Here is a 20819-nt window from a genome sequence, read left to right as displayed (position 1 = left end):
AGATGACGGCGCCCATGCCTGCCGCGGAGGAGCTGGCGATGGCCGCCCCTGCCGGAACAGCAGGCGGCGCCGAAATGGACAACCCCCGCTCACCGCTGCTGGCCGGTTTTGCAGGCTCCATGTTCCTCCTCATTGGATCGTTTGGAGTGGGCTGGCTCGCTCCGGTCTCGGAGCTGCGCCGGATGCCTTTGTTCATCTGGATGCGGGCCGAAGCTGCGGGTGTGGCGCTGTCCATTGTGCTGCTGGCCGTGGGCGCGATGCTGCTGGTGCGGGCGTGGCTGCGGCTGGGGCAGATCGTCCACGTCTGGGGCAGCCAGGCACGCAGGGCAACGCTCAAGGCGGTGGTGGCCTGGGGCCTGCCCATGATGTTCTGCGTGCCTTTGTTCAGCCGGGACGTCTACGCATACATCGGCCAGGGCCGGCTGATGGTGGAGGGCTTCAACCCTTACGAAAACGGCATTTCCGCATTGTCCAACTACTTCCAGCTGGGCGCGGACAAGATGTGGACGGAAGCGCCGGTTCCCTACGGCCAGCTCTTCCTGTGGATTGAGCAGCTCGTGGTGTGGTCCACCAATGTCCATCCGGAAGCCAGCGTCATGCTGTTCCGGCTGGTTGCCCTGGCCGGTGTCGTCCTCTGTGTCCTCTATGTGCCCAGGCTCGCCGAACTGCACGGAATCAACCCGCACCGCGCGCTATGGCTTACTGCAGCCAACCCCCTGTTCCTGACGAACTTCATCGCCAGCGTCCACAACGATGCGCTGATGATCGGCCTGGCCTTGGCCGGCCTGTACTACTCAGCCACCCGGCGGGTGGTCCGGGGCGTAGTCCTGGTAACGCTGTCCATAGCAGTGAAGCCCATCACCATCGTCTTCCTGCCGTTCATCGGGCTGCTCTGGGCAGGCCGCCGGGCAGGTTGGTTGCGGGAATTCACATTCTGGGTGCTGACCGCAGGGTTGAGCCTCGGCCTGCTCACCCTGATGGCGCTCGTCAACGGCTTCGGGTTCGGCTGGATCAACGGACTTTCCGCCCCGGGAAGTATTTCCATCTGGTACGCGCCCGTCGGACTGATAGGCATGGTGGTTGAATCCCTGGCCAACTCGTTCGGCCTGGACGGAACCGTCCCCGAAGGCTGGGTTTTCGACGCCGGCAAACTGCTTGCGGTGGCCATCGTGGCGTGGCAGATTTTCCGCGGCGACTACGACAGGCTCATGCGGCGCCTGACCCTGGCCTTCGCCGCAGTGGTCCTGCTGGCCCCGATCATCCAGGCCTGGTACGTGGTATGGCTGATTCCGCTGTTCGCCGTCACGGGGATCCGGAACGACTGGCAGGTGAAGGCCCTCTACTTTGTGGTGTCCTTCTTCATGATCTACGCAATATCAGACCAGCTGGAAGTTTTCCCCTACCTCCAGACGGAAGACCTCGGCTTCGCGCTGGCCCTGGCGAGGGTGGCGGCTGCGCTCACGGGGCTGCTGTTCGGCCTCTACCTGGTCTTTTGGGATCGACAGACCAAGCACCTGTTCCGCAAAACCGGCGGGGCCGTCGTCGAGCGTCCCGTCATCTAGTTGCGCCGTGCTGCGGTAAGGGCCCGCGTCGACTCCCGGCACGAGAGCGGGCTCATTGCCTCGGCATGCTTTTGCGACGAGCCACGCCACAGTTCCAAATGGTGTTCCTCAGCTGGTCCCCGGACATGAAAGGACTTCGGGAAACAGCGGCGGCAACGATCCGCCGCACGTCGGGTACCCGGAGGACCCCCAGACAGGGCAGCCACTGTGCCCAGCAGGTTGCTGCCCTGCGCTGCCGGATGCCGCCTGCGCAATGCTTGTATCCGGTGTCCAGCCGGCACGCTGCAGCCACCCCGCGCATAGGGCAGTCCATTGCGCCGGGCCCGGTTCCCCGTCCGCCATGCCCAGGCCATGCCGGCCATTCTGGAAGACGTGCAGTTCGGCCGGCACCCCTGCCGCCATTAGGGCCCCTGCATAACGGAGGCTGTGGCTGACCGGGACGGCTTCGTCGTCGGCGGTGTGCCACAGGAAGGCCGGCGGCGTGTCTGTGCCCACCTGGAGGTCCGGTGAGAGCGACGCCAGCAGAGACGACGACGGCGACAAGCCCAGGAGGTTGTCCACTGACCCCTGGTGGACTTCTTTGGTCAGGGACACCACGGGGTAGCAAAGGATGCTGAGGTCCGGAACTGTGCCAGGGATATCCAGGTCGGGGAGGCCGGTGGCGGCAGCCGTGGACAGGGTGGCGGCGAGGTGGCCGCCGGCGGAGAATCCCAGGACACCCACGCGTTCCGGGTCCACCTGCAGGCCGTGTGCGCCGTTGCGGATGTACAGCATCGCTTCCTTGGCGTCCTCCAGGGGCGCCGGGTGCTGGTGCGGCGCCACGCGGTAGCGCAGGACGAAGGCGTGGATGCCCAGCCCGGCAAGCCACCCGGCAACCGGTTCGGCCTCATGGTCGGCCTGCCGGGCGTAGCCACCGCCGGGAAGGATCAGGACTGCGGGCCGGGCGCCGTCCCCGGCTTCTCCATCGGCTGGAACCGTTGTCAGGTTGATTGCCATCACGCCGCCTCGGTGCTGCGCCGCAGGGTAACCTCGCCCGTGATCGACTGCGGAAGAGGGCCGTCCGAATCGTGCCCCTCGGCTGCCGGTGCCGTTGCACGGGTGGCGAGCCGGCCGATCTCCTCAAGGGGCAGGCGCACGGTGGAGAGTGCGGGGCGGAAATCCCGCAGCGTCTCGATATCGTCAAAACCGGCGATGGTGGCGTCCCGGGGTATCCGCAGCCCTTCCGCACGCAGCGCGGCTGCCGCGCCGATAGCCATCACGTCGTTCACTGCGAAAATGCACAGCTTCCGGCCAGTTTCGCCCGTCCCGTCTCCTTCGCCCTTGATGCGCGCCGCCAGCTTGAGCCCGGCCTCGTAGCCGCCGGCACGGTTGAACTGGGTGCGCAGGATTGCGGCGGGCGCCCGTCCGGCGCCGGCGAGTCCGTCCTGGAACCCTTGGACGCGGTCATCGGAAGTCAACAGTCCTTCCGGCCCGGCTATAATCACGAAGTCGCCGTCCCATCCAGCGGCCAACTCCCTGGCCAGCACGCCGGCGAGTTCCTGGTTGGGCACGGCCAGGACGTGATACCCCTCGGGCGCCGTGGCGCCCACCACGGGATGCCCGACGACGGCGACGCGGCCGCCGTTGCGGCAGTACCTGTCGAGTTCGGCGGCGAGTTCGGCGTTGTCTTCCTGGTCCTCTTCCCGTGATGAACGCGATCCGGCTATCACGATCGAATCGGCGCGCCGGGCGGCAAACGCCGCCACGGCTTCCTTCTCTTCTGCAGGGGCTCCGCCCGTGGTTGCGAGCAGCACCATCTTCCGCTGCCCGCGGGCTGCCTCCTGGACCCCGCGGGCAATGGCAGCGAAATAGGGGTCGGCGATGTCGTGGACGATCAGGCCAATAAGGCCGGAACTGGATTTGGCCAGCCCCTGGGCCTGGGCGTTGGGAATGTAGCCCAATGAATCGGCGGCCTGCCGAACCCGCTCGGCAATGTCCTTGCCGGGTTTGCGGGCGGAGCCATTCAGAACGCGGGAGGCGGTGGCGGGGGACACCCCGGCCAGCCGGGCCACCTCCGTAAGGGTGCTTGCAGCCACAGCGTCTCCTGGGCGTAGATGGGGCAATGAAACGGTTACCACATTATGGCAGTCTGGACCTGCTTTCGGAAAGCGCTTGCCAACAACTGCTGGGAGGTGCATCATTGATGAAGCGGGAATGCGCTTTCCCAATCTGGCTTGAGTAAAACTGCTCACTCACCGTGGAGGACACATGGGCTTCGAAACAAAAACAATCCGTATCGCCATGAACGGCATCACCGGCCGCATGGGCTACCGCCAGCACCTGCTGCGCTCCATCCTGCCCATCCGCGACGCCGGCGGCTTCACCCTCGAAGACGGCACCCGCATCCAGGTCGAGCCCATCCTGGTGGGCCGCAATGAGGCCAAGATCCGCGAACTCGCCGAAAAGCACAAGGTTGCCGAGTGGACCACGGACCTGGACGCGGTCATAAACGACCCCACCGTGGACATCGTCTTTGACGCCTCTATGACCAGCCTTCGTGCCGCCACGCTCAAAAAGGCCATGCTGGCGGGCAAGCACATCTTCACCGAGAAGCCCACGGCCGAAACTTTGGAGGAGGCCATCGAGCTGGCCCGGATCGGCAAGGAAGCCGGCGTCACGGCAGGCGTAGTGCACGACAAGCTCTACCTGCCCGGCCTGGTCAAGCTGCGCCGCCTGGTGGACGAAGGCTTCTTTGGCCGCATCCTGTCCATCCGCGGCGAATTCGGCTACTGGGTCTTCGAAGGAGACGTCCAGGCCGCGCAGCGTCCGTCCTGGAACTACCGCAAGGAAGACGGCGGCGGAATGACCACGGACATGTTCTGCCACTGGAACTACGTCCTGGAAGGCATCATCGGCAAGGTCAAGAGCGTCAACGCCAAGACCGCCACCCACATCCCCGCCCGCTGGGACGAGGCCGGCAAGGAATACAAGGCCACCGCGGACGACGCCTCCTACGGCATCTTCGAACTCGAAACCCCAGGCGGCGACCAGGTCATCGGCCAGATCAACTCCTCCTGGGCGGTCCGTGTCTACCGCGACGAACTTGTCGAGTTCCAGGTGGACGGCACGCACGGCTCCGCCGTTGCCGGCCTGAACAAGTGCGTCGCCCAGCAGCGCGCCCACACGCCCAAGCCCGTGTGGAACCCGGACCTGCCCGTCACCGAATCCTTCCGGGACCAGTGGCAGGAAGTGCCCGCCAACGCCGAACTGGACAACGGCTTCAAGCTGCAGTGGGAAGAATTCCTGCGTGACGTCGTCGCCGGCCGTGAACACCGCTTCGGCCTCCTGTCCGCAGCCCGCGGCGTCCAGCTGGCAGAACTCGGCCTGCAGTCCAACGACGAGCGCCGCACCATCGACATTCCGGAGATCACCCTTTAATGACCTCGCTCATCCTTCCTTCCGCCGACGGCGGCACCCGGGAATACCGCCTGCAGGGCGCCACCGCCTGGGCCCGCCCCACCGCGCCGCTGACGGCCCGCCGGGCCTACGCCGCCGCGCACGTCATCCCCGAAGTCCTCGCGGACAACACCGCCGGCACCCCGGCCCGGCTCGACTGGGACACCACCATGGCCTACCGCCATGAGCTGTGGTCCTACGGCCTGGGCGTCGCCGATGCCATGGATACCGCCCAGCGCGGCATGGGCCTTGACTGGCCAGCCACCCAGCAGCTCATCAAGAGGACCGGCGTGGAAGCCGCCTCCGTGGTGTCCGCCGGCAACCCCGCAACCGCCGGAAAGACCGTCCGGGACCTCGTCTCCTGCGGCGCCGGCACCGACCAGCTGGACATCGACACACTGCCCGCAGGGGAAGCGGGCATCAAGGCCGTCCTGGAGGCATACCGCGAGCAGATTGCCGTCATCAGCGAGGCAGGGCCCAAGGTCATCCTCATGGCATCCCGTGCCCTCGCCAAGGTGGCCGGCGGCCCCGAGGATTACCTGAAGGTCTACTCCACCCTGCTGCAGGAAGTGGACCAGCCCGTTATCCTGCACTGGCTCGGCACCATGTTTGATCCTGCCCTCGCGGGCTACTGGGGTTCGGATGACGTTGCAGCTGCCACCGAAACGTTCCTGAACCTCATCAAGGAGAACGCGGACAAGGTTGACGGCGTCAAGGTGTCGCTGCTCGACGCAAGCCACGAGGTTGCCCTCCGTGCCGCCCTGCCCGAAGGCGTCCGCCTCTACACCGGCGACGACTTCAACTACCCGGAACTGATCGACGGCGACGGCACGCACCACTCGGACGCCCTGCTGGGCATCTTCGCCGCGATCTACCCGGCCGCCTCGGTTGCGCTGCAGAACTACGACGCCGGCAACACCGCCAAGGCACGCGAAATCCTGGACTCCACCCGTGAACTGGGCAAGCACATCTTCAGCGCCCCCACGTTCTACTACAAGACCGGCATCGCGTTCATGTCCTGGCTCAACGGCAAGCAGCCCGGTTTCCAGATGGTCGGCGGGCTGCACTCAGGCCGGTCAGTCTGCCACCTGGCCAAGACGTTCGAACTGGCGGACAAAGCCGGACTGCTGAAGGACCCGGCACTGGCCGCCTTCCGGATGTCCGACTTCCTGCGCATCAACGGGGTGGGGGTATGAGCGACTTCTCCCGCCTGTCCATCAACAGCGCCACCACCAAGAAGTGGACGCTGGCGCAGGTTGTCGAGGGCTGCGTCAACGCCGGGATCATGGCCATCGGCCCCTGGCGCGACCGGGTGGAGGAAGCCGGGCTGGACAAGGCTGCCCGCCTGATCAAGGACGCCGGGCTCCGGGTCTCGTCCCTGTGCCGAGGCGGTTTCCTGACCGCCGCTGATGCCGAAGGGCAGGCCGCCGCCCTGGCGGACAACCGCGCAGCCATCCTCGAGGCCGTTGCACTGGACACCCGGGAACTCTTCCTCGTGGTCGGCGGCCTTGCGCCGGGCGAGAAGGACGTGGTGGCAGCACGGCAACGCGTGGCGGACCGGCTGGCCGACCTCGTACCCTTCGCCCGGGAAAACGGCGTCAGGCTGGTGCTCGAGCCGCTGCACCCGATGTACGCGGCGGACCGTGCCCTCATCTCCACCCTCGGCCAGGCCCTTGACCTGGCCGCGCCGTTCGAAGCGTCAACGGTGGGCGTCGCCGTCGACACGTTCCATGTGTGGTGGGACCCGGAACTGAAGGCGCAAATCGAGCGGGCGGGGCGGGAAAACCGGATCGCCTCCTACCAGGTGTGTGACTTCAACATGCCCATCGCCGCCGATCCGCTGCTGTCCCGCGGATACATGGGTGACGGCGTGGTGGACTTCGCCACGATCGGTACCTGGGTGCGCGACGCCGGCTACACCGGCGGCATCGAGGTGGAAATCTTCAACCAGGACATCTGGGACACCGACGGCAACACTGTCCTGTCCACGGTGAAGGAACGCTACGCGGAGCTCGTCCTTCCGTACGCCTGACACCGTACGGATGACTGTACAGACCGCAGGTTCCTGCTACGTCACGGCAGGAGCCTGCGCCCCATATAAAAAGGACCCGGACCGTGCAGTGCACGGTCCGGGTCCTTTTGCCTTCCTACGTGTGCAGGGCGGCGAAGCGGCGGTACCTCGCCAGCACGCCGCCGTCGTCCTTCTGCAAGGAATGGTCGACGGCGTCGGGCACCCACGCCGGAAATTGTCCGTTGAGTGCCGCGGCGGCCTGGCGGGCGGCGCCGTCGGCCACGTACTCCCCGGGACGGGGGACGGAGACGGGAAGCCCCAGCAGCTGCGCGGCCGCCTCCTGGACTGCCGGTGACTGGGCACCGCCGCCCACCAGGAGGACGCGCCGGGCGACGACCCCCTGCTCCTGCAGCGCGGCCAGGCCGTCGGCCAGCGAGCAGACCACACCTTCGACGGCGGCGCGCGCCAGGTTGGCCGGCGTGTAGTTTGCCCGGGTGATGCCGTGCAGGGACCCGTTGGCGTCGGGCAGGTTGGGCGTGCGCTCGCCGTCGAAGTAGGGCACGAGCGTCAGCCCGCCCGCTCCCGGCTCCGCGGACAGTGCGAGTTCGTTGAACCCTGCCAGGTCCACGTCGAGCAGCGCCGCCGTGGCGTCGAAGATACGGGTGGCGTTCAGCGTGCACACCAGCGGAAGGTAGTGGCCGGCAGCGTCCGCGAAGCCGGCAACAAGCCCTGAAGCGTCGGCAGCAGGCGTTTCGGAGACGGCGAAGACCGTGCCGGACGTGCCCAGGGACATCACGACGTCGCCCAACTGCGCGCCTGCGCCCAGCGCGGCCGCAGCGTTGTCCCCGGCGCCGGCGGCCAGGAGGCTGCCGGCCGCTGACGTCCCCGCTGCCTCCAAGGGGCCGAGGACCCTCGGAAGAACAGGAACATGGCCAAGGGACGCGGACAGAACCTCGGGCAGGTACTTGCCCTCCGCCGTGGAGAAGTACCCGGTGCCCGAGGCGTCCGAGCGGTCAGTGGTGAGGGCCTTCAGCCCCGCCTCCCCGCTGCCCGGGCCGTACCCCTGCAGCCGCCACGTCAGCCAGTCGTGGGGGAGGCACACCGCGGCCACCCGGGAGGCGTTTTCGGGTTCGTTGTCCGCCAGCCACTGCAGTTTTGTCAGCGTCAGCGACGCCACGGGGACGGTGCCGGTAGCCTCTGCCCAGTACCGGGCACCGGCCAAGGCGTCTCCGTCACCCGCGGTCTTGACCAGCTTCTCTGCGGCAACCGCGCTCCGGGTGTCGTTCCAGAGCAGGGCGGGGCGGACTACCTGTCCATCGCTATCCAGGCAGACCATCCCATGCTGCTGTCCTGCCACTGATACTGCTGCCACATCGTCCAGGCCGCCTGCCTGTGCGATGGCTTCCTGCAGTGCCTCCCACCAGCGGTCCGGATGGATCTCCGTCCCGTCGGGGTGCGACGCACGCCCCTGGCGGACCAGCTGCCCGGTATCCGCGTCGCGGATCACCACCTTGCAGGACTGGGTGGAGCTGTCGATGCCTGCTACCAGTGCCATGGTCAGCGGGCGCCGAGGAGGTGTTCGATGGCGAGCTGGTTGAGGCGGATGAACGCGAAGGAGCGTTCGGCGGCCTTGTCGGCGTCGAAGTCCTCGAATGCTGCGGGGTCGTTGAGCAGGTCGGCGGTGGTTTCGCCGGCGGCGAGGGTGGTTTCGCCGAGCTCGAAGACGCCGGAGGTGGCGAGGGCTTCCTGGACCTGGGGGTCTGCGCGGAAGGCCAGGGCGCGTTCCTTCAGCAGCAGGTACATGGACATGTTGGCCTTGGCCGATTCCCAGACGCCGTCGTAGCCGTCGGTGCGGGAGGGCTTGTAGTCGAAGTGGCGGGGGCCTTCGTAGCGGGGCCCGCCGTTGGGGAAGCCGTTTTCGAGTAGGTCGACGGTGAAGAAGGCGCTGGTGAGGTCGCCGTGGCCGAAGACGAGGTCCTGGTCGTACTTGATGCCGCGCTGGCCGTTGAGGTCGATGTGGAAGAGTTTGCCTGCCCACAGGGCCTGGGCGATGCCGTGGGTGAAGTTCAGCCCTGCCATCTGCTCGTGCCCGGTTTCGGGGTTCAGGCCCACGATGTCGCCGTGTTCGAGCTGGGCGATGAAGGCCAGGCCGTGTCCGACGGTGGGCAGGAAGATGTCCCCGCGGGGTTCGTTGGGCTTGGGCTCCAGGGCGATGCGCAGGTTGTAGCCCTTGTCCTTGATGTAGCCGGCGGCGGTGTCCACGCCTTCCTTCATCCGGTCCAGGGCCGCGGACAGGTCCTTGGACCCGTCGTATTCGCTGCCCTCGCGTCCGCCCCACATGACGAACGTTTCGGCGCCGAGCTCGGCGGCGAGGTCGATGTTGTGCAGCACCTTGGCCAGCGCGAAGCGGCGGATGGAGCGGTCGTTGGAGGTGAACCCGCCGTCCTTGAACACCGGGTGGCTGAACAGGTTGGTGGTGACCATGGGAACCTTCAGGCCGGTCTCGGCCAGGGCCGCCGTGAAGTTCTTCAGGATCAGGTCCCGCTCGGAGGCCGTTGCCTCGAACGGCACCAGGTCATTGTCATGGAAGGTGATGCCGTACGCGCCCAGCTCGGCGAGCTTGTGCACCGCTTCCACCGGATCAAGGGCGGCACGGGCGGCAACACCAAACGGGTCGGCACCGGTCCAGCCAACCGTCCACAAACCAAAAGTGAACTTGTCAGCAGGAGTGGGAGAGAGAGTCATTGATGCGTCCTTGCAGTCAGTACCGCCGCTCGGGCGGCAATAGTTTATTGCCTAAACTATATGAGTCGACGTAGGGTGAGTCAACAGCAACCAGACACGAATTCTGAGTCCATGAAGGAGCACCCTGTGGCAACGGCATCCCCCCTGGCCGCATCAGAGGCGGCCGGGCCCGGCACCATGGGCGACGTCCGTCGGAGCAACCTGGCGCTGGTGCTGGGCAGGATCGCTTACGCTCCCGCCGGGGTGCACCCCAGCCGGGCGCAGGTGGCCGGCGCCACGGGCCTCACCAAGGCTTCGGTCTCAAGCCTGGTACTCGATCTCCTGGACGCCGGGGTCATCCGCGAGGTAGGCCTCAGCCAGCAGGGGCGGGGGAGGCCCGGGGTGGGACTTGAACTGAACTCTGCCCGGGCTGTCCTGGGTATGGAGATCAACGTCGACTACATCTCGGCCGGAGTTACGGATCTGACGGGCAACCTGCTGGCCCTCGAGACGCAGGAGCGGGACAACCGCCCCGCCGCTGCGGGGACTGTGCTTGCCGCGCTTGCCCGCCTCGCCGCCCAAGTACGCGCTGAAGCGGCAGGCAGCGGTGTGCAGGTGCTCGGCGGCGGCCTCGCGGTGCCGGGGCTGGTGGACGCGGCAGCCGCCCGCGTTATCACCGCGCCCAACCTGGGCTGGAGCGACGTTGACCTGGACCTCGATGCCTTGCTGCCGGATACGCCGCTAGGGGTTTCGCTGTTCAACGAAGCCAACGCGGCCGCGCTGGCCGAAGTGCGGCACCGGCCCTCCGGCAGCTCCACCTTCCTGTTTGTTTCAGGTGAGGTAGGCGTGGGCGGAGGCCTCGTCATCGGCGGGGAACTGTTCACCGGCCCGGAGGGCCATGCCGGCGAAGTGGGGCACGTGGTGGTTGAGCCGGACGGAATGCCCTGTTCCTGCGGCGGAGCCGGATGCCTGGAGACCGTGGCGGGCCAGGAGGCGATTTTTGTCGCTGCCGGTATCGATGCGGACGCCCGGACGCGGTCCCAGTCAATGGCCGTGCTGGTGCAGGAGCTGCAATCCGGAGTTCCTTCCGCGCTGTCCAGCGTGGAGCGCGCCGGCCGCTACCTCGGAGTGGCACTCGCCTCTACCGCCCGTGTGGTGAACATCGGCGCCGTGGTCCTCGGCGGGCACTTCGCCGTCATTGACCCGTGGCTCCGCGAGCCCCTCCTCGCAAGTCTCGAGAAACATGCGCCCGGCAGGCTTCCGCCCGGACAGGTCACCGCTTCGACCCTGGGCCAGGCCGGTGCGCTGCTGGGTGCCGCCGGCAGCGTGGTCCGCTCGCTGATCGACGCGCCCCACCTGCTGCAGCAGTAGGCCGGCAGCCCGCTAAAGAGGCAAAGACAGGAAAGCCCCCGGTTCAAAGACCGGGGGCTTTCCTCACGTGTGCCCCAGGAGGGAATCGAACCCCCGACCGGCGGATTAGAAGGCCGCTGCTCTATCCCCTGAGCTACTGAGGCGGGTGCGTCCGGAACAGGACCGGCGCCTCAAAAAGTCTACATTGCCGGGAGTCGGGGCGCTGTCACTGACCTGCGGGGGCGCCCACTGGTCCTCCACAGTTCCATTCGGGCCCTGGTTGTGCACATACGCGAATCCTGTCCTCCCGGCAGCTGGGGCGGAGAGCCATGCTGGTTCTGCCTGCAAGGCACAACATTGAGACAGGACGTGAAGATGAAAGACTTGATCACCATCCGTGGGTTTGTGGCCACGGAAGTAACGAGCTCCACCACTACCGGCGGAACCGCCACGGCATCCTTCCGCGTCGGCGTCACCTCACGCCGCTTTGATGAGCCAACCAAGTCATGGGTGGACGGGCACACCAACTGGTTCACCGTGAAGGGCTACCGCCAGCTTGCGGGAACCATCGGTTGCAGTATCAGGAAGGGCCAGCCGGTCATCGTGGTCGGCAGGCTGAAACTCAGCACGTGGGAGAAGGATGGGCGTGTCTACCACTCCACTATCATCGACGCCGTTGGCGTAGGGCATGACCTCACCTTCGGGTCGGCCAATTTCACCCGCACTTCGTCAAAGCCTGTCCTTTCCCTCGTGGAGCCGCCCCGCGTCCCGGACAACGAGCACCCGGGCGTTATGGACGAGCCCATGGACGAACCAGAGGACCATGAGGAGGGACAGCCCGATGACGACGGGCATCCTTCCGTCGTCATCGAGGACAGTGACGGTGGCATCGTTTCCCTCGACTTGGAAACGGGGGAGCTCGCCGAATCAGGAGTCTAGGAACGCCATAGACGCTGCCACAGGTTTCTGGGCGGACAAGGCCAGGCACCCCCGGCCTCGCCTTGTCCGCCCAGGATGCAAAACCCCTGATGCCGCCCATGGCAGAATGACAGCATGCGGCCTACCCCTGATACCCGGCAGAAGTCCACGGCCGGTGCTTCACTGGTAACCCCCCCACCCTTTCCAGGACTCCGCCCGCTGGCCGGTCTCGCCGCATCCGCTGTCCTGGCTGCTGCCGCTGCCGCCTGCACTCCGGCTCCCACAGTTCCGGCCCCTAGGCCAACATCCCACATCTCCGAGCCGCCGGCCCCCGCGGCGGAACCGTCGGCCGGCACCACCGGTGAGGCGCTCGCGAACACTTCTGCACAACCGCCGGCGCCGGATGCTGCAGCCACGGAAACTGTCAGGCGGACAGTGACGGATACCTTGACCCAACTGGCCGCCGGAACACCGAAGCCCGCGACTTCCCAGGTCACCGATGCCTTGACCGCTGCGGGCTTCGCGTCCGGTGCGCTCCAGGTCTCACAGAGCCGCACCCCCACGGGGCTGGAGGCTGATGCAATTGAAGCCGCAGTGCTGCAGGGCAGCGACTGCGTTATCGGCCAGGTTCGGGAAGGGACCGTCATGGTCACGGTCCTTCCCGTGCTCGCCAGCGGGAAGTGCTTTGTAGGGTCCTGATTCCGCCGCAAATATGAGATAAGCCCGCCCACCCACTAGATTTGGAAGCATGGCGGAATTTATCTACACAATGACCAAGGCCCGCAAGGCCGTTGGTGAAAAACTCATCCTTGATGACGTAAGCATGTCCTTTTTCCCGGGCGCCAAGATCGGTGTTGTGGGCCCGAACGGTGCCGGTAAGTCCACCATCCTCAAGATCATGGCCGGGCTCGACACCCCCTCCAACGGCGAGGCCAGGCTCAGCCCGGGCTACACCGTGGGCATCCTGCTGCAGGAGCCGCCGCTGAACGAGGAAAAGACAGTCCTGGGCAACGTCCAGGAAGGCGTGGGCGAAATCTACGGCAAGATCCAGCGCTTCAACGAAATCTCCGAAGAAATGGCAAACCCGGACGCGGACTACGACACCCTCCTCGAGGAGATGGGCAAGCTCCAGGAAGCCATTGACGCCGCCGACGCCTGGGACCTCGACTCCCAGCTGGAACAGGCCATGGACGCCCTCCGCTGCCCGCCCGCGGATGCCGACGTTACAAACCTTTCCGGTGGTGAACGCCGCCGCGTTGCACTCTGCAAGCTCCTCCTGCAGAAGCCGGACCTGCTGCTCCTCGACGAGCCCACCAACCACCTGGACGCCGAGAGTGTCCTGTGGCTCGAACAGCACCTCTCCACCTACCCGGGCGCAGTTTTGGCGGTCACGCACGACCGGTACTTCCTTGACCACGTGGCTGAGTGGATTGCCGAGGTGGACCGCGGACACCTGTACCCGTACGAGGGCAACTACTCCACCTATCTGGAGAAGAAGCGTGCCCGCCTTGAGATCCAGGGCAAGAAGGACGCCAAGCAGGCCAAGCGCCTCGCCGAGGAACTGGAGTGGGTCCGCTCGAACGCCAAGGGCCGCCAGACCAAGTCCAAGGCCCGCCTGGCGCGCTACGAGGAGATGGCCGCCGAGGCCGACCGTACCCGCAAGCTTGATTTCGAAGAAATCCAGATCCCGCCGGGACCGCGCCTGGGCGGACTGGTCCTGGAGGCTAAGAACCTGCAGAAGGGCTTCGAGGACCGGGTCCTGATCGACGGGCTGTCCTTCAGCCTGCCGCGCAACGGCATTGTGGGCGTGATCGGTCCGAACGGTGTCGGCAAGACCACGCTGTTCAAGACCATCGTGGGCCTGGAACCGCTGGACGGCGGCGACCTGAAGATCGGCGATTCTGTCAAGATCTCCTACGCGGACCAGAGCCGCGGCGGCATCGACCCCAACAAGACCCTGTGGGAGGTAGTGTCCGACGGGCTCGACTTCATCCAGGTGGGCCAGGTGGAGATGCCATCCCGCGCGTATGTTGCCGCGTTCGGCTTCAAGGGGCCTGACCAGCAGAAGAAAGCCGGCGTGCTCTCCGGCGGTGAGCGCAACCGGCTCAACCTCGCGTTGACCCTAAAGCAGGGCGGCAACCTGCTGCTGCTTGACGAGCCCACCAACGACCTCGACGTCGAGACGCTCAGCAGCCTGGAAAACGCGCTGCTGGAGTTCCCCGGCTGCGCCGTTGTGGTTTCCCACGACCGCTGGTTCCTGGACCGGGTGGCGACCCACATCCTTGCTTATGAGGGCGACGAGGAGAACCCCTCCAAGTGGTACTGGTTCGAGGGCAACTTCGAATCCTATGAGGAGAACAAGGTGGAGCGCCTTGGTCCCGATGCCGCCAAGCCGCACCGCGTGACCCACCGCCGCCTGACGCGCGACTAGTCACAGGCAACACAAGGAGGCCGGCACCCGCACGGGTGCCGGCCTCCTTCATGCCCGGTGTCTGCTGTGCCCTGGTCTTCGCCCTCGCAAAAGACCCCCCGGAGCTGTCAGTCGCGCACAGCCTTGCGGATCTGGTGCTCCAGCACCTTGGACTGGAAGGCGCCCACCACTTTGCTTTTCACATCGGTGGGCACCCGGACCATGCCTTCCTGCGCCACGGACGCCACGTGCTGCCCGGCGCGGTTGAAGATCTTGCCCGTGGCCAGCCCCCGTGCGCCCTGGGCGCTGGGGGACTCCTGGACGTAAAGAAGCCACTCGTCCACGCGGGCGGGGCGGTGCCACCACATGGCGTGGTCGAGGCTGGCAACGTTCATCCCCGGCGTGATCCAGCTCAGGCCGTGCCTGCGGAGGATTGATTCAAGCAACGTGTAGTCGCTGGCGTAGGCCAGGGCGGCCCGGTGCAGGTTGGGGTTGTCCGGCATCGGCCCGAACGTCTTCATCCACACCGCGTTCCGCGCTTCCTTGGCGCCCTTCGCGGAGACATAGAGCGGGGGATCGATATGCCGGATGTCGAAGGGCCGCTCGTAGGCCCAGTGCCGTGCCACAGGGTGGTCGAACTTTCCCAGCAGATCAGCGGTGGAGGGCAGGGACTCGGGATCGGGGATACCTGCCGGCATCCCGGACTCGTGCTCGATGCCTTCGTCCTCGCCCTGGAAGGACGCGATCATGGACAGGATGGGCACGCCGTCCTGGTACGCATGGACACGCCGTGCCGAGAACGACCGGCCGTCGCGAAGGCGCTGGACGCCGAACGTGATGGGCTTGTTGGCGTCGCCCGGCCGCAGGAAGTAGCCGTGCATGGAGTGGACAAAACGCTCAGGATCGACGGTGCGGGTGGAGGCGATGAGTGACTGGGCCAGGACCTGGCCGCCGAAGACCCGGTGGTGCGGCTGCTGCTGCGAGGGGCCGAGGAAGATGTCCTCGTCGGTGCGGGCCCCCTCCAGCTGGCCAAGGTCAAGGAGCGTGATCAGCGACGACGTTGGGTCGCCCTGCGGAGGCGCCAGGAGTCCGGCTTCGGCTTCAGTCATGGTTCGACTCTAGACGGCGCCCCGGGACTGCTCAACAAAGCTCCAGCCGGTAGTGTTCTTGGTGTGTCTGATCTCCTCACCTCGTCCTTACGCTTCGCTGATCCCCGCGATCTCGCCGACCTGAAGACCTTCACCACGCGTGCCAAGGCGATTGACGACGGCGCCATCCGGCTGCAGGCCGCAGGTTCCGTCCTTGCGGCGTACGTGTGCGTTCTCCGCCCGCGGGTGCTCGGCGAAGCCACGCCCACCATCCTGGGCCTGCGCACCATGGCACTGGCGGAACCGTCCACGAGGGACGTCACGGTGACGCTGTCGGCCGTCCTGGACCGGCTGGCCCGCGCAGGGGAAGACGACGTCGAACTCCAGGTTCCCCCCACCACCGTCACCGAGTCCTGGACGGGAGTGGGCGCTCCCCGCGGCGGCTGGGAACTCCTGGGCTCAGTCAGCGACGCCGAGCTGCGGCAGGCCGCCGAGGCCGGAATAGCGGAAGTTGCCGGCATCGTGCCGGACAAGCCGGGGGCACTGATGGTGAACAATGCGCGGGCCGCCGTCTGGGGACGGGAACTGGACAGCTCCGGCTTGCCGGCGGGAGCCGCCTTCGCAGCCTTCGCCCTCGGCTTCCTGGCTGACGGAGACCAGAAACTGTACCGGGCCGGCCGCTGGTTCCGGCTGACCGGCAACCGCGGCCACGTCCTGGCCAGGACCGGAAGCGGCCTGCTCTGACCGGCTTCCTCCGGGGAGGGGCAGAAAGCCCTTACTGCCCGGACGGGCTGTTGACCATGGAGAGCGCAGCACGCTCCATGTAGTCCCAAAGGGTTCCTTCGTACAGCGGCGGCAGCTCCAGCGCGTCCACAGCCCGGCGCATGTGGAACAGCCACCGCTCCTTGGCCTCGGGCGTCACCCTGAAGGGCATATGACGCATCCGGAGCCTGGGATGGCCGCGCTCCTCGCCATACGTCGTGGGGCCGCCCCAATACTGCTCCAGGAACATCAGGAACCGTCGCTTGGCCGGCTCCAGGTCCTCCTCCGGGTACATTGGGCGCAGCAGGGGATCGGTGGCCACGCCGTCGTAGAAGACATCGATGAGCTTCACGAACGTTTCGTGGCCGCCCACGGCGTCGTAGAAGTTGTCGGTATATCCGGGCTTGCTGAAGGGATCGTTCTGCATCAGCTGCGGGCGCTGGGGCTCAATGGGAATGGTCATTGCTACTCTCCGGCTTTCTGCTGGGTCTTGGTGTTCTCGGCTCCATGGTCAAGGCCGTGGCCGGCGGGTGCGTCCGGCGTCTCCACCGGCGGCACGTAGTTGCCCTGTGAGCGGTTGCCCACACGCAGGATCTCGCCGTTGCGGAGGTACCAGATGGCGCCATCCTCGGACCTGACCCGCGTAATGCGCAAGCCCATGGACTCCACCACGCCCACAACCTCGCTGGTTTCAATGACGTCGCCAATGCCGTACTGGTCCTCGATGGTGATGAAGATGCCCGCAAGGAAGTCACGGATTAGCTGCTGGGCACCGAAACCGATGGCCACACCCAGGATTCCCACGCTGGTGAGCAGCGGGGCGATGTTAATGTCCAGGTTCTGCAACACGTACATGCCCGTGATGATCACTACCAGCACACCCACCACGCTGTTCAGGAGCGAGCCGATGGTTTCGGCGCGCTGTACCCGCCGTTCGTGGTCCAGGGCACGCAGGGCCGGGGCAACCCACTTGAAGGTGCGATTTTTGAAGAAGTTGCTTCCGGACGCCACCCGGGACGTGATCCGGGAGATGATGAACGTTGCCACCAGCCACACGGTGACCCCGACGCCGAGGCTGATCACGATGCCCGTGACGCTGATCCCGTCGGGGTCGGTGGCGGCGGACGGCAGGACTGACAACATGCTGACCATAAGTGGGAAAAACTCCTTGAAGAGCGGCTCTGTTCTGCATTAACCCTAGCGCCGTAGCGTGAAGCAATGCGCATCCTTCTCCTCGGCGGAACCGCCTTCCTGTCAGCAGAAACCTTCCGCCAGGCCGTGGCATGGGGACATCGGGTCACCTGCCTGGCCCCGGGATCGGCCGTTGCGTGGACCGCCCCCGCAAAGCCGGTGGCCCGGAAACTAGGCCGCCACCGTCACAGGCTCATGGTCCACGGGAAAGTTCACGCTCCGGGCAATAAAGCAGACCCGATTGGCCTCGTGGTGCAGCCGCCCGGCGAGCTCTGCCTGCCCGGCGTCCGCCACCGTGACCCGCGGCCGCAGCGTCACCTTCTCGAACTGGCCGCTGCCGTCGCGGTTCAGCCGCAGCAGCCCCGATGCCTCGTCACGGTAGTCCGTCACTACAACACCGTGCTTCACCGCCACGTGCAGGTACGAAAGCATGTGGCACTGCGCCAGCGCGGCCAGCAGCAGCTGTTCCGGGTTGTAGCGATCCTTGTCGCCATGGAACGTGGAGTCCGCCGAGCCCTTGAGGACCGGCAGGCCGGGAATGACCACGTCATGGTCCCGTGAATAGCCCCGGTAGGACGAGGTCCCCGCGCCCAGGTTGCCGGTCCACTGCACGGCCAGGGCGTACCGGTGTTCAGAAATGCCCATCAGTTGCGTCCTCCAGGAAGAGTGCTAGACATCGGCGGCCCGGGCCCGCAAAGCCCGCGCCACGCCGTCGCGGTTTTCCAGCATCATCCGGCGGAGGGCTGCGTTTTCCGGCGGAAGGGCCGCAAGGAACCCGTCCGTCCGGTCAATGGTGGCCTGCGTGGTCAGCAGCGCAGGGTAAAGCCCGACGACGATCTGCTGGGCGAGTGCGTGCGTGCGGCTCTCAACAATTCCCGGCACCGCCGCGAAATACTTCTCAGCGAAGGGCTCCAGCAGCGACCGGTCGTGGACGCGCATGAAGCCTGTCACTGCCGAACCCTGCAGGGCGTTCGACAGCTCGCCCTTGACCACGATCGACTCCCATGCCGCAGCCTTGGCCTCGGGGGTGGGAATCGCAGCCTTGGCCAGGGCCGCAGCGTTCTGGCCGCTGGATGTGTTGTCGCGGCCAAGCTCGGCGTCGATCCCTGCCTGCCCGAGGCGGCCGCCCGCAACGAGTGAAGCCACCAGCTCCCAGCGCAGGTCCTGGTCCACTGAAAGCCCTTCCAGCGTCACGGAACCGTCCAGCAGCCCTGCCACGCTGTCCAGCTGCCCCGCACTGCGGGCCAGCAGGGCGAACGACTTGACGAACTGCAGCTGCGCGTCGGAACCACCCGGAACCCCGGAGGCCAGCTCCCAGAGCATGTCCGCGGCGGCCACTGTGGTGGCCTCACGGTGCTCTTCGGCCACGTAGAAATTCAAGGCCGTGGCGAGCTGGCGAAGCTGCACCAGGATCACCGAGGAATCCGACTCCGCGGCCACATTCGCCAGGACCAGGTCCACGTACTTCCGCGCCGGTGTCTCGCCGTCACGCGCGGCGTCCCATGCAGAGTTCCAAACCAGTGTCCGCGGCAGGCTTGCTTCGAAATCCTTCAGGTGCGCGGTGGCCGTCGCCAGCGATTCCGGATCCAGCCGGACCTTGGCATAGGCAAGGTCGTCGTCGTTGAGGAGGACCAGGTCCGGGCGGGCAAGGCCCACCAGCCCGGGCACTTCGGTGCGTTCGCCGTCGACGTCCAGTTCCTCGCGGTGCACCCGCTCCAGCTTGCCGACGCCGTTCAGGTTGTAGAAACCCACTGCGAGCCGGTGCGGCCGGATGGTGGGCCATTCAGGCACGGCGGACTGGATAATGCTGAAGGACCTGAGGGTGCCGTCCGCATCGGCTTCCAGTTCCGGTGCGAGGGTGTTCACGCCGGCGGTCTCCAGCCACTGCCGGCCCCACACCTCAAGGTCGCGCCCGCTGGCCTTTTCCAGTTCCACCAGCAGGTCGCCCAGCTCGGTGTTCTGCCAGGAGTGCTTGGCGAAGTACTCCCGGACTCCCGCCATGAACTGTTCGGGACCGACCCACGCCACCAGCTGGCGGAGCACGGACGCGCCCTTGGCGTAGGTGATGCCGTCGAAGTTCACCTCGACGTCCTGGAGATCGTTGATCTCGGCGAAGATCGGGTGGGTGGTGGGCAGCTGGTCCTGGCGGTAGGCCCAGGACTTTTCCACGGAAGCGAATGTGGTCCAGGCGCTTGTGAAGGATGTGGCTTCAACGGCCGCCAGGTGGGACATGTACTCCGCGAACGATTCGTTCAGCCAGAGGTCGTTCCACCACCGCATCGTGACCAGGTCGCCGAACCACATGTGCGCCAGTTCGTGCAGCACCGTGATGGCGCGGCGCTCAATTTGCGCGCCCGTGACTTTGCTGCGGAAGACGTAGCCCTCAAGGATGGTCACCGCTCCGGCGTTCTCCATGGCTCCGGCGTTGAATTCCGGCACGAACAGCTGGTCGTACTTTTCGAAGGGGTAGGGGCAACCAAACTGCGACTCGAAGAAGGCAAAGCCCTGGCGGGTCAGCTCGAAGATGTTCTCCGCGTCCAGATACTGCATCAGCGACTTCCGGGCGAAGACGCCAAGCGGAATGACGCGGCCGTCGGAACTGGCCACTTCACTGCGAACGGACTGGTACGGGCCGGCGATAAGCGCCGTCACGTAGGAGGACAGCCGCGGTGTGGGGGCGAACGTCCATATCGACCGGGCCCCGCCATCTTCGGCCGGCGGCGCGTCCACGGGCTCCGGCGTGGGGGAGTTGGAGATAACGTCCCAGTGCGACGGTGCCGTGACCGTGAACGCGAACGGCGCCTTCAGGTCCGGCTGCTCGAAGACGGCGAACATCCGCCGCGAATCCGGAACCTCGAACTGCGTGTACAGGTAGACCTCGTTGTCAACGGGGTCGACGAACCGGTGCAGGCCCTCGCCGGTGTTCATGTACGGCGCCTCGGCAACTACGGTCAGCTCGTTGCGCTCCTTAAGCCCGGGCAACTGGATCCGAACGCCGTCGGCCACCTCAGCCGGATCAAGGGCGCGTCCATTAAGGGTGACGCTGTGCACCGAGCGGGTCACGGCGTCAATGAATGTGGACGACCCCGGCTGCGCCGTGAACTTCACGGTGGTGGTGGTCCCGAAAACCTCACCGCCCCTTGTCAGGTCCAGGCTGACGTCGTAGGACTCAACAGTGATCAGTCGGGCGCGTTCGCGCGCTTCTGCACGCGTCAGGTTCATGCCTGGCAAGGGGACCTCCAGAGGATGTGCGTTGGCGGAGCTGGCGGTCCCCAGCTCCGGCACTGATCATTCTTGCACTGCCGGGGCCGCGTACGTCGCCCCCGTCACATCAGCGCGCCGCAGTGGCGGGGTTAGGCTTCCGGCGG

General features: G+C 66.3%; 18 protein-coding genes, 1 tRNA gene and 1 pseudogene. 10 read left to right on the top strand and 10 right to left on the bottom strand.

Translation table 11 applies throughout. The features are described 5' to 3' along the window. The first annotated feature begins 2 nt into the window (after window positions 1-2). Entirely contained in the window at window positions 3-1562 is a 1560-nt protein-coding gene (gene mptB / locus ACLH0K_RS10230; RefSeq protein WP_411373509.1) for a polyprenol phosphomannose-dependent alpha 1,6 mannosyltransferase MptB, read from the top strand. Between the two features lie 108 nt (window positions 1563-1670). Here mptB and ACLH0K_RS10225 read toward each other — a convergent pair whose 3' ends face one another. Together ACLH0K_RS10225 and ACLH0K_RS10220 are read right to left on the bottom strand one after the other, a co-directional pair. Further along, window positions 1671-2558, bottom strand: a complete 888-nt coding sequence (locus ACLH0K_RS10225) for an alpha/beta hydrolase (RefSeq protein WP_411373508.1) — start codon at window positions 2556-2558, stop codon at window positions 1671-1673. Next, window positions 2558-3637, bottom strand: a complete 1080-nt coding sequence (locus tag ACLH0K_RS10220) for a LacI family DNA-binding transcriptional regulator (RefSeq protein WP_411373507.1) — start codon at window positions 3635-3637, stop codon at window positions 2558-2560. The genes ACLH0K_RS10225 and ACLH0K_RS10220 overlap by 1 nt, the downstream gene beginning before the upstream one ends. A gap of 172 nt (window positions 3638-3809) precedes the next feature. On the opposite strand from ACLH0K_RS10220, the gene ACLH0K_RS10215 reads away from it, so the two are divergent. Genes ACLH0K_RS10215 through ACLH0K_RS10205 form a run of 3 tightly spaced genes read left to right on the top strand, consistent with a single transcriptional unit; the run spans window position 3810 to window position 7029 of the window. Then, window positions 3810-4979: a Gfo/Idh/MocA family protein gene (locus tag ACLH0K_RS10215; protein WP_411373506.1), complete on the top strand. Its 1170-nt coding sequence runs from the start codon at window positions 3810-3812 to the stop codon at window positions 4977-4979. Continuing rightward, window positions 4979-6193, top strand: a complete 1215-nt coding sequence (locus ACLH0K_RS10210) for a dihydrodipicolinate synthase family protein (protein ID WP_411373505.1) — start codon at window positions 4979-4981, stop codon at window positions 6191-6193. The genes ACLH0K_RS10215 and ACLH0K_RS10210 overlap by 1 nt, the downstream gene beginning before the upstream one ends. After that, on the top strand, window positions 6190-7029 hold the full coding sequence (locus ACLH0K_RS10205; protein ID WP_411373504.1) for a sugar phosphate isomerase/epimerase family protein: 840 nt from the start codon (window positions 6190-6192) through the stop codon (window positions 7027-7029). Before ACLH0K_RS10210 ends, ACLH0K_RS10205 begins: the two co-directional genes overlap by 4 nt. A 115-nt stretch (window positions 7030-7144) precedes the next feature. Here ACLH0K_RS10205 and xylB read toward each other — a convergent pair whose 3' ends face one another. Both xylB and xylA read right to left on the bottom strand, forming a co-directional pair. After that, window positions 7145-8563 carry a xylulokinase gene (xylB, locus tag ACLH0K_RS10200; RefSeq protein WP_411373503.1) on the bottom strand — a complete coding sequence of 473 codons (1419 nt, stop codon included), beginning with the start codon at window positions 8561-8563 and terminating at the stop codon, window positions 7145-7147. Between the two features lie 2 nt (window positions 8564-8565). Further along, a complete protein-coding gene (xylA, locus tag ACLH0K_RS10195; protein ID WP_411373502.1) occupies window positions 8566-9753 on the bottom strand; it encodes a xylose isomerase in 1188 nt (395 codons plus the stop codon). A gap of 177 nt (window positions 9754-9930) precedes the next feature. Between xylA and ACLH0K_RS10190 the strand changes: the two genes are divergently transcribed. Further along, on the top strand, window positions 9931-11103 hold the full coding sequence (locus ACLH0K_RS10190; protein WP_411376459.1) for an ROK family protein: 1173 nt from the start codon (window positions 9931-9933) through the stop codon (window positions 11101-11103). 70 nt (window positions 11104-11173) lie between these two features. On the opposite strand, the gene ACLH0K_RS10185 is transcribed toward ACLH0K_RS10190, so the two are convergent. Next, a tRNA-Arg gene (locus ACLH0K_RS10185) sits at window positions 11174-11246 on the bottom strand. A 211-nt stretch (window positions 11247-11457) separates the two neighbouring features. Between ACLH0K_RS10185 and ACLH0K_RS10180 the strand changes: the two genes are divergently transcribed. The 3 genes from ACLH0K_RS10180 to ettA all read left to right on the top strand — a co-directional run bounded on the left by ACLH0K_RS10180 (window position 11458) and on the right by ettA (window position 14431). After that, a complete protein-coding gene (locus tag ACLH0K_RS10180; protein WP_411373501.1) occupies window positions 11458-12021 on the top strand; it encodes a single-stranded DNA-binding protein in 564 nt (187 codons plus the stop codon). Between the two features lie 114 nt (window positions 12022-12135). Continuing rightward, on the top strand, window positions 12136-12699 hold the full coding sequence (locus tag ACLH0K_RS10175; RefSeq protein ID WP_411373500.1) for a DUF6993 domain-containing protein: 564 nt from the start codon (window positions 12136-12138) through the stop codon (window positions 12697-12699). A 49-nt stretch (window positions 12700-12748) separates the two neighbouring features. Further along, entirely contained in the window at window positions 12749-14431 is a 1683-nt protein-coding gene (gene ettA / locus ACLH0K_RS10170; RefSeq protein WP_411373499.1) for an energy-dependent translational throttle protein EttA, read from the top strand. 107 nt (window positions 14432-14538) lie between these two features. Here ettA and ACLH0K_RS10165 read toward each other — a convergent pair whose 3' ends face one another. After that, a complete protein-coding gene (locus tag ACLH0K_RS10165; protein ID WP_411373498.1) occupies window positions 14539-15519 on the bottom strand; it encodes an acyl-CoA thioesterase in 981 nt (326 codons plus the stop codon). Window positions 15520-15582: 63 nt separating this feature from the next. Between ACLH0K_RS10165 and ACLH0K_RS10160 the strand changes: the two genes are divergently transcribed. Next, window positions 15583-16242, top strand: coding sequence for a hypothetical protein (locus tag ACLH0K_RS10160; protein WP_411373497.1), 660 nt, complete (start codon window positions 15583-15585; stop codon window positions 16240-16242). Between the two features lie 31 nt (window positions 16243-16273). Here the strand turns inward: ACLH0K_RS10160 and ACLH0K_RS10155 are convergent, their stop codons facing one another. Further along, complete coding sequence (locus ACLH0K_RS10155; protein WP_411373496.1) at window positions 16274-16723, bottom strand: globin; 450 nt, start codon at window positions 16721-16723, stop codon at window positions 16274-16276. A 2-nt stretch (window positions 16724-16725) separates the two neighbouring features. Next, the gene (locus tag ACLH0K_RS10150) at window positions 16726-17412 is read right to left on the bottom strand and encodes a mechanosensitive ion channel family protein (protein ID WP_411373495.1); all 687 of its coding nucleotides are present in this window, start codon (window positions 17410-17412) and stop codon (window positions 16726-16728) included. A gap of 66 nt (window positions 17413-17478) precedes the next feature. Here ACLH0K_RS10150 and ACLH0K_RS10145 point away from each other — a divergent pair. Continuing rightward, window positions 17479-17589, top strand: a pseudogene (locus ACLH0K_RS10145) (epimerase); the annotation flags it as partial. A 33-nt stretch (window positions 17590-17622) separates the two neighbouring features. On the opposite strand, the gene ACLH0K_RS10140 reads toward ACLH0K_RS10145, so the two are convergent. Together ACLH0K_RS10140 and pepN are read right to left on the bottom strand one after the other, a co-directional pair. After that, window positions 17623-18096 (bottom strand): OsmC family protein, encoded by a 474-nt coding sequence (locus ACLH0K_RS10140; protein WP_411373494.1) that lies wholly within the window; start codon window positions 18094-18096, stop codon window positions 17623-17625. A gap of 24 nt (window positions 18097-18120) precedes the next feature. Then, the gene (pepN, locus tag ACLH0K_RS10135) at window positions 18121-20673 is read right to left on the bottom strand and encodes an aminopeptidase N (protein WP_411376458.1); all 2553 of its coding nucleotides are present in this window, start codon (window positions 20671-20673) and stop codon (window positions 18121-18123) included. Between the last annotated feature and the right edge of the window lie 146 nt (window positions 20674-20819).

The organism is Arthrobacter sp. MPF02 (assembly GCF_046605375.1).
GTDB lineage: Bacteria > Actinomycetota > Actinomycetes > Actinomycetales > Micrococcaceae > Arthrobacter.
Note: the sequence above shows the minus strand (reverse complement) of the source record. Positions and strands in the feature narration are given on the sequence as shown.

Bases quoted from the DNA above. Each gene is read 5' to 3' on its own strand.
- pepN (WP_411376458.1), bottom strand. From the start codon at position 20,673: ATGAACCTGACGCGTGCAGAAGCGCGCGAACGCGCCCGACTGATCACT.
- ACLH0K_RS10155 (WP_411373496.1), bottom strand. From the start codon at position 16,723: ATGACCATTCCCATTGAGCCCCAGCGCCCGCAGCTGATGCAGAACGAT.
- ACLH0K_RS10180 (WP_411373501.1), top strand. From the start codon at position 11,458: ATGAAAGACTTGATCACCATCCGTGGGTTTGTGGCCACGGAAGTAACG.
- xylB (WP_411373503.1), bottom strand. From the start codon at position 8,563: ATGGCACTGGTAGCAGGCATCGACAGCTCCACCCAGTCCTGCAAGGTG.
- xylA (WP_411373502.1), bottom strand. From the start codon at position 9,753: ATGACTCTCTCTCCCACTCCTGCTGACAAGTTCACTTTTGGTTTGTGG.
- ACLH0K_RS10210 (WP_411373505.1), top strand. From the start codon at position 4,979: ATGACCTCGCTCATCCTTCCTTCCGCCGACGGCGGCACCCGGGAATAC.
- ACLH0K_RS10190 (WP_411376459.1), top strand. From the start codon at position 9,931: ATGGGCGACGTCCGTCGGAGCAACCTGGCGCTGGTGCTGGGCAGGATC.
- ACLH0K_RS10150 (WP_411373495.1), bottom strand. From the start codon at position 17,412: ATGGTCAGCATGTTGTCAGTCCTGCCGTCCGCCGCCACCGACCCCGAC.
- ettA (WP_411373499.1), top strand. From the start codon at position 12,749: ATGGCGGAATTTATCTACACAATGACCAAGGCCCGCAAGGCCGTTGGT.
- ACLH0K_RS10215 (WP_411373506.1), top strand. From the start codon at position 3,810: ATGGGCTTCGAAACAAAAACAATCCGTATCGCCATGAACGGCATCACC.
- ACLH0K_RS10175 (WP_411373500.1), top strand. From the start codon at position 12,136: ATGCGGCCTACCCCTGATACCCGGCAGAAGTCCACGGCCGGTGCTTCA.
- ACLH0K_RS10225 (WP_411373508.1), bottom strand. From the start codon at position 2,558: ATGGCAATCAACCTGACAACGGTTCCAGCCGATGGAGAAGCCGGGGAC.
- ACLH0K_RS10205 (WP_411373504.1), top strand. From the start codon at position 6,190: ATGAGCGACTTCTCCCGCCTGTCCATCAACAGCGCCACCACCAAGAAG.
- ACLH0K_RS10165 (WP_411373498.1), bottom strand. From the start codon at position 15,519: ATGACTGAAGCCGAAGCCGGACTCCTGGCGCCTCCGCAGGGCGACCCA.
- ACLH0K_RS10140 (WP_411373494.1), bottom strand. From the start codon at position 18,096: ATGGGCATTTCTGAACACCGGTACGCCCTGGCCGTGCAGTGGACCGGC.
- mptB (WP_411373509.1), top strand. From the start codon at position 3: ATGACGGCGCCCATGCCTGCCGCGGAGGAGCTGGCGATGGCCGCCCCT.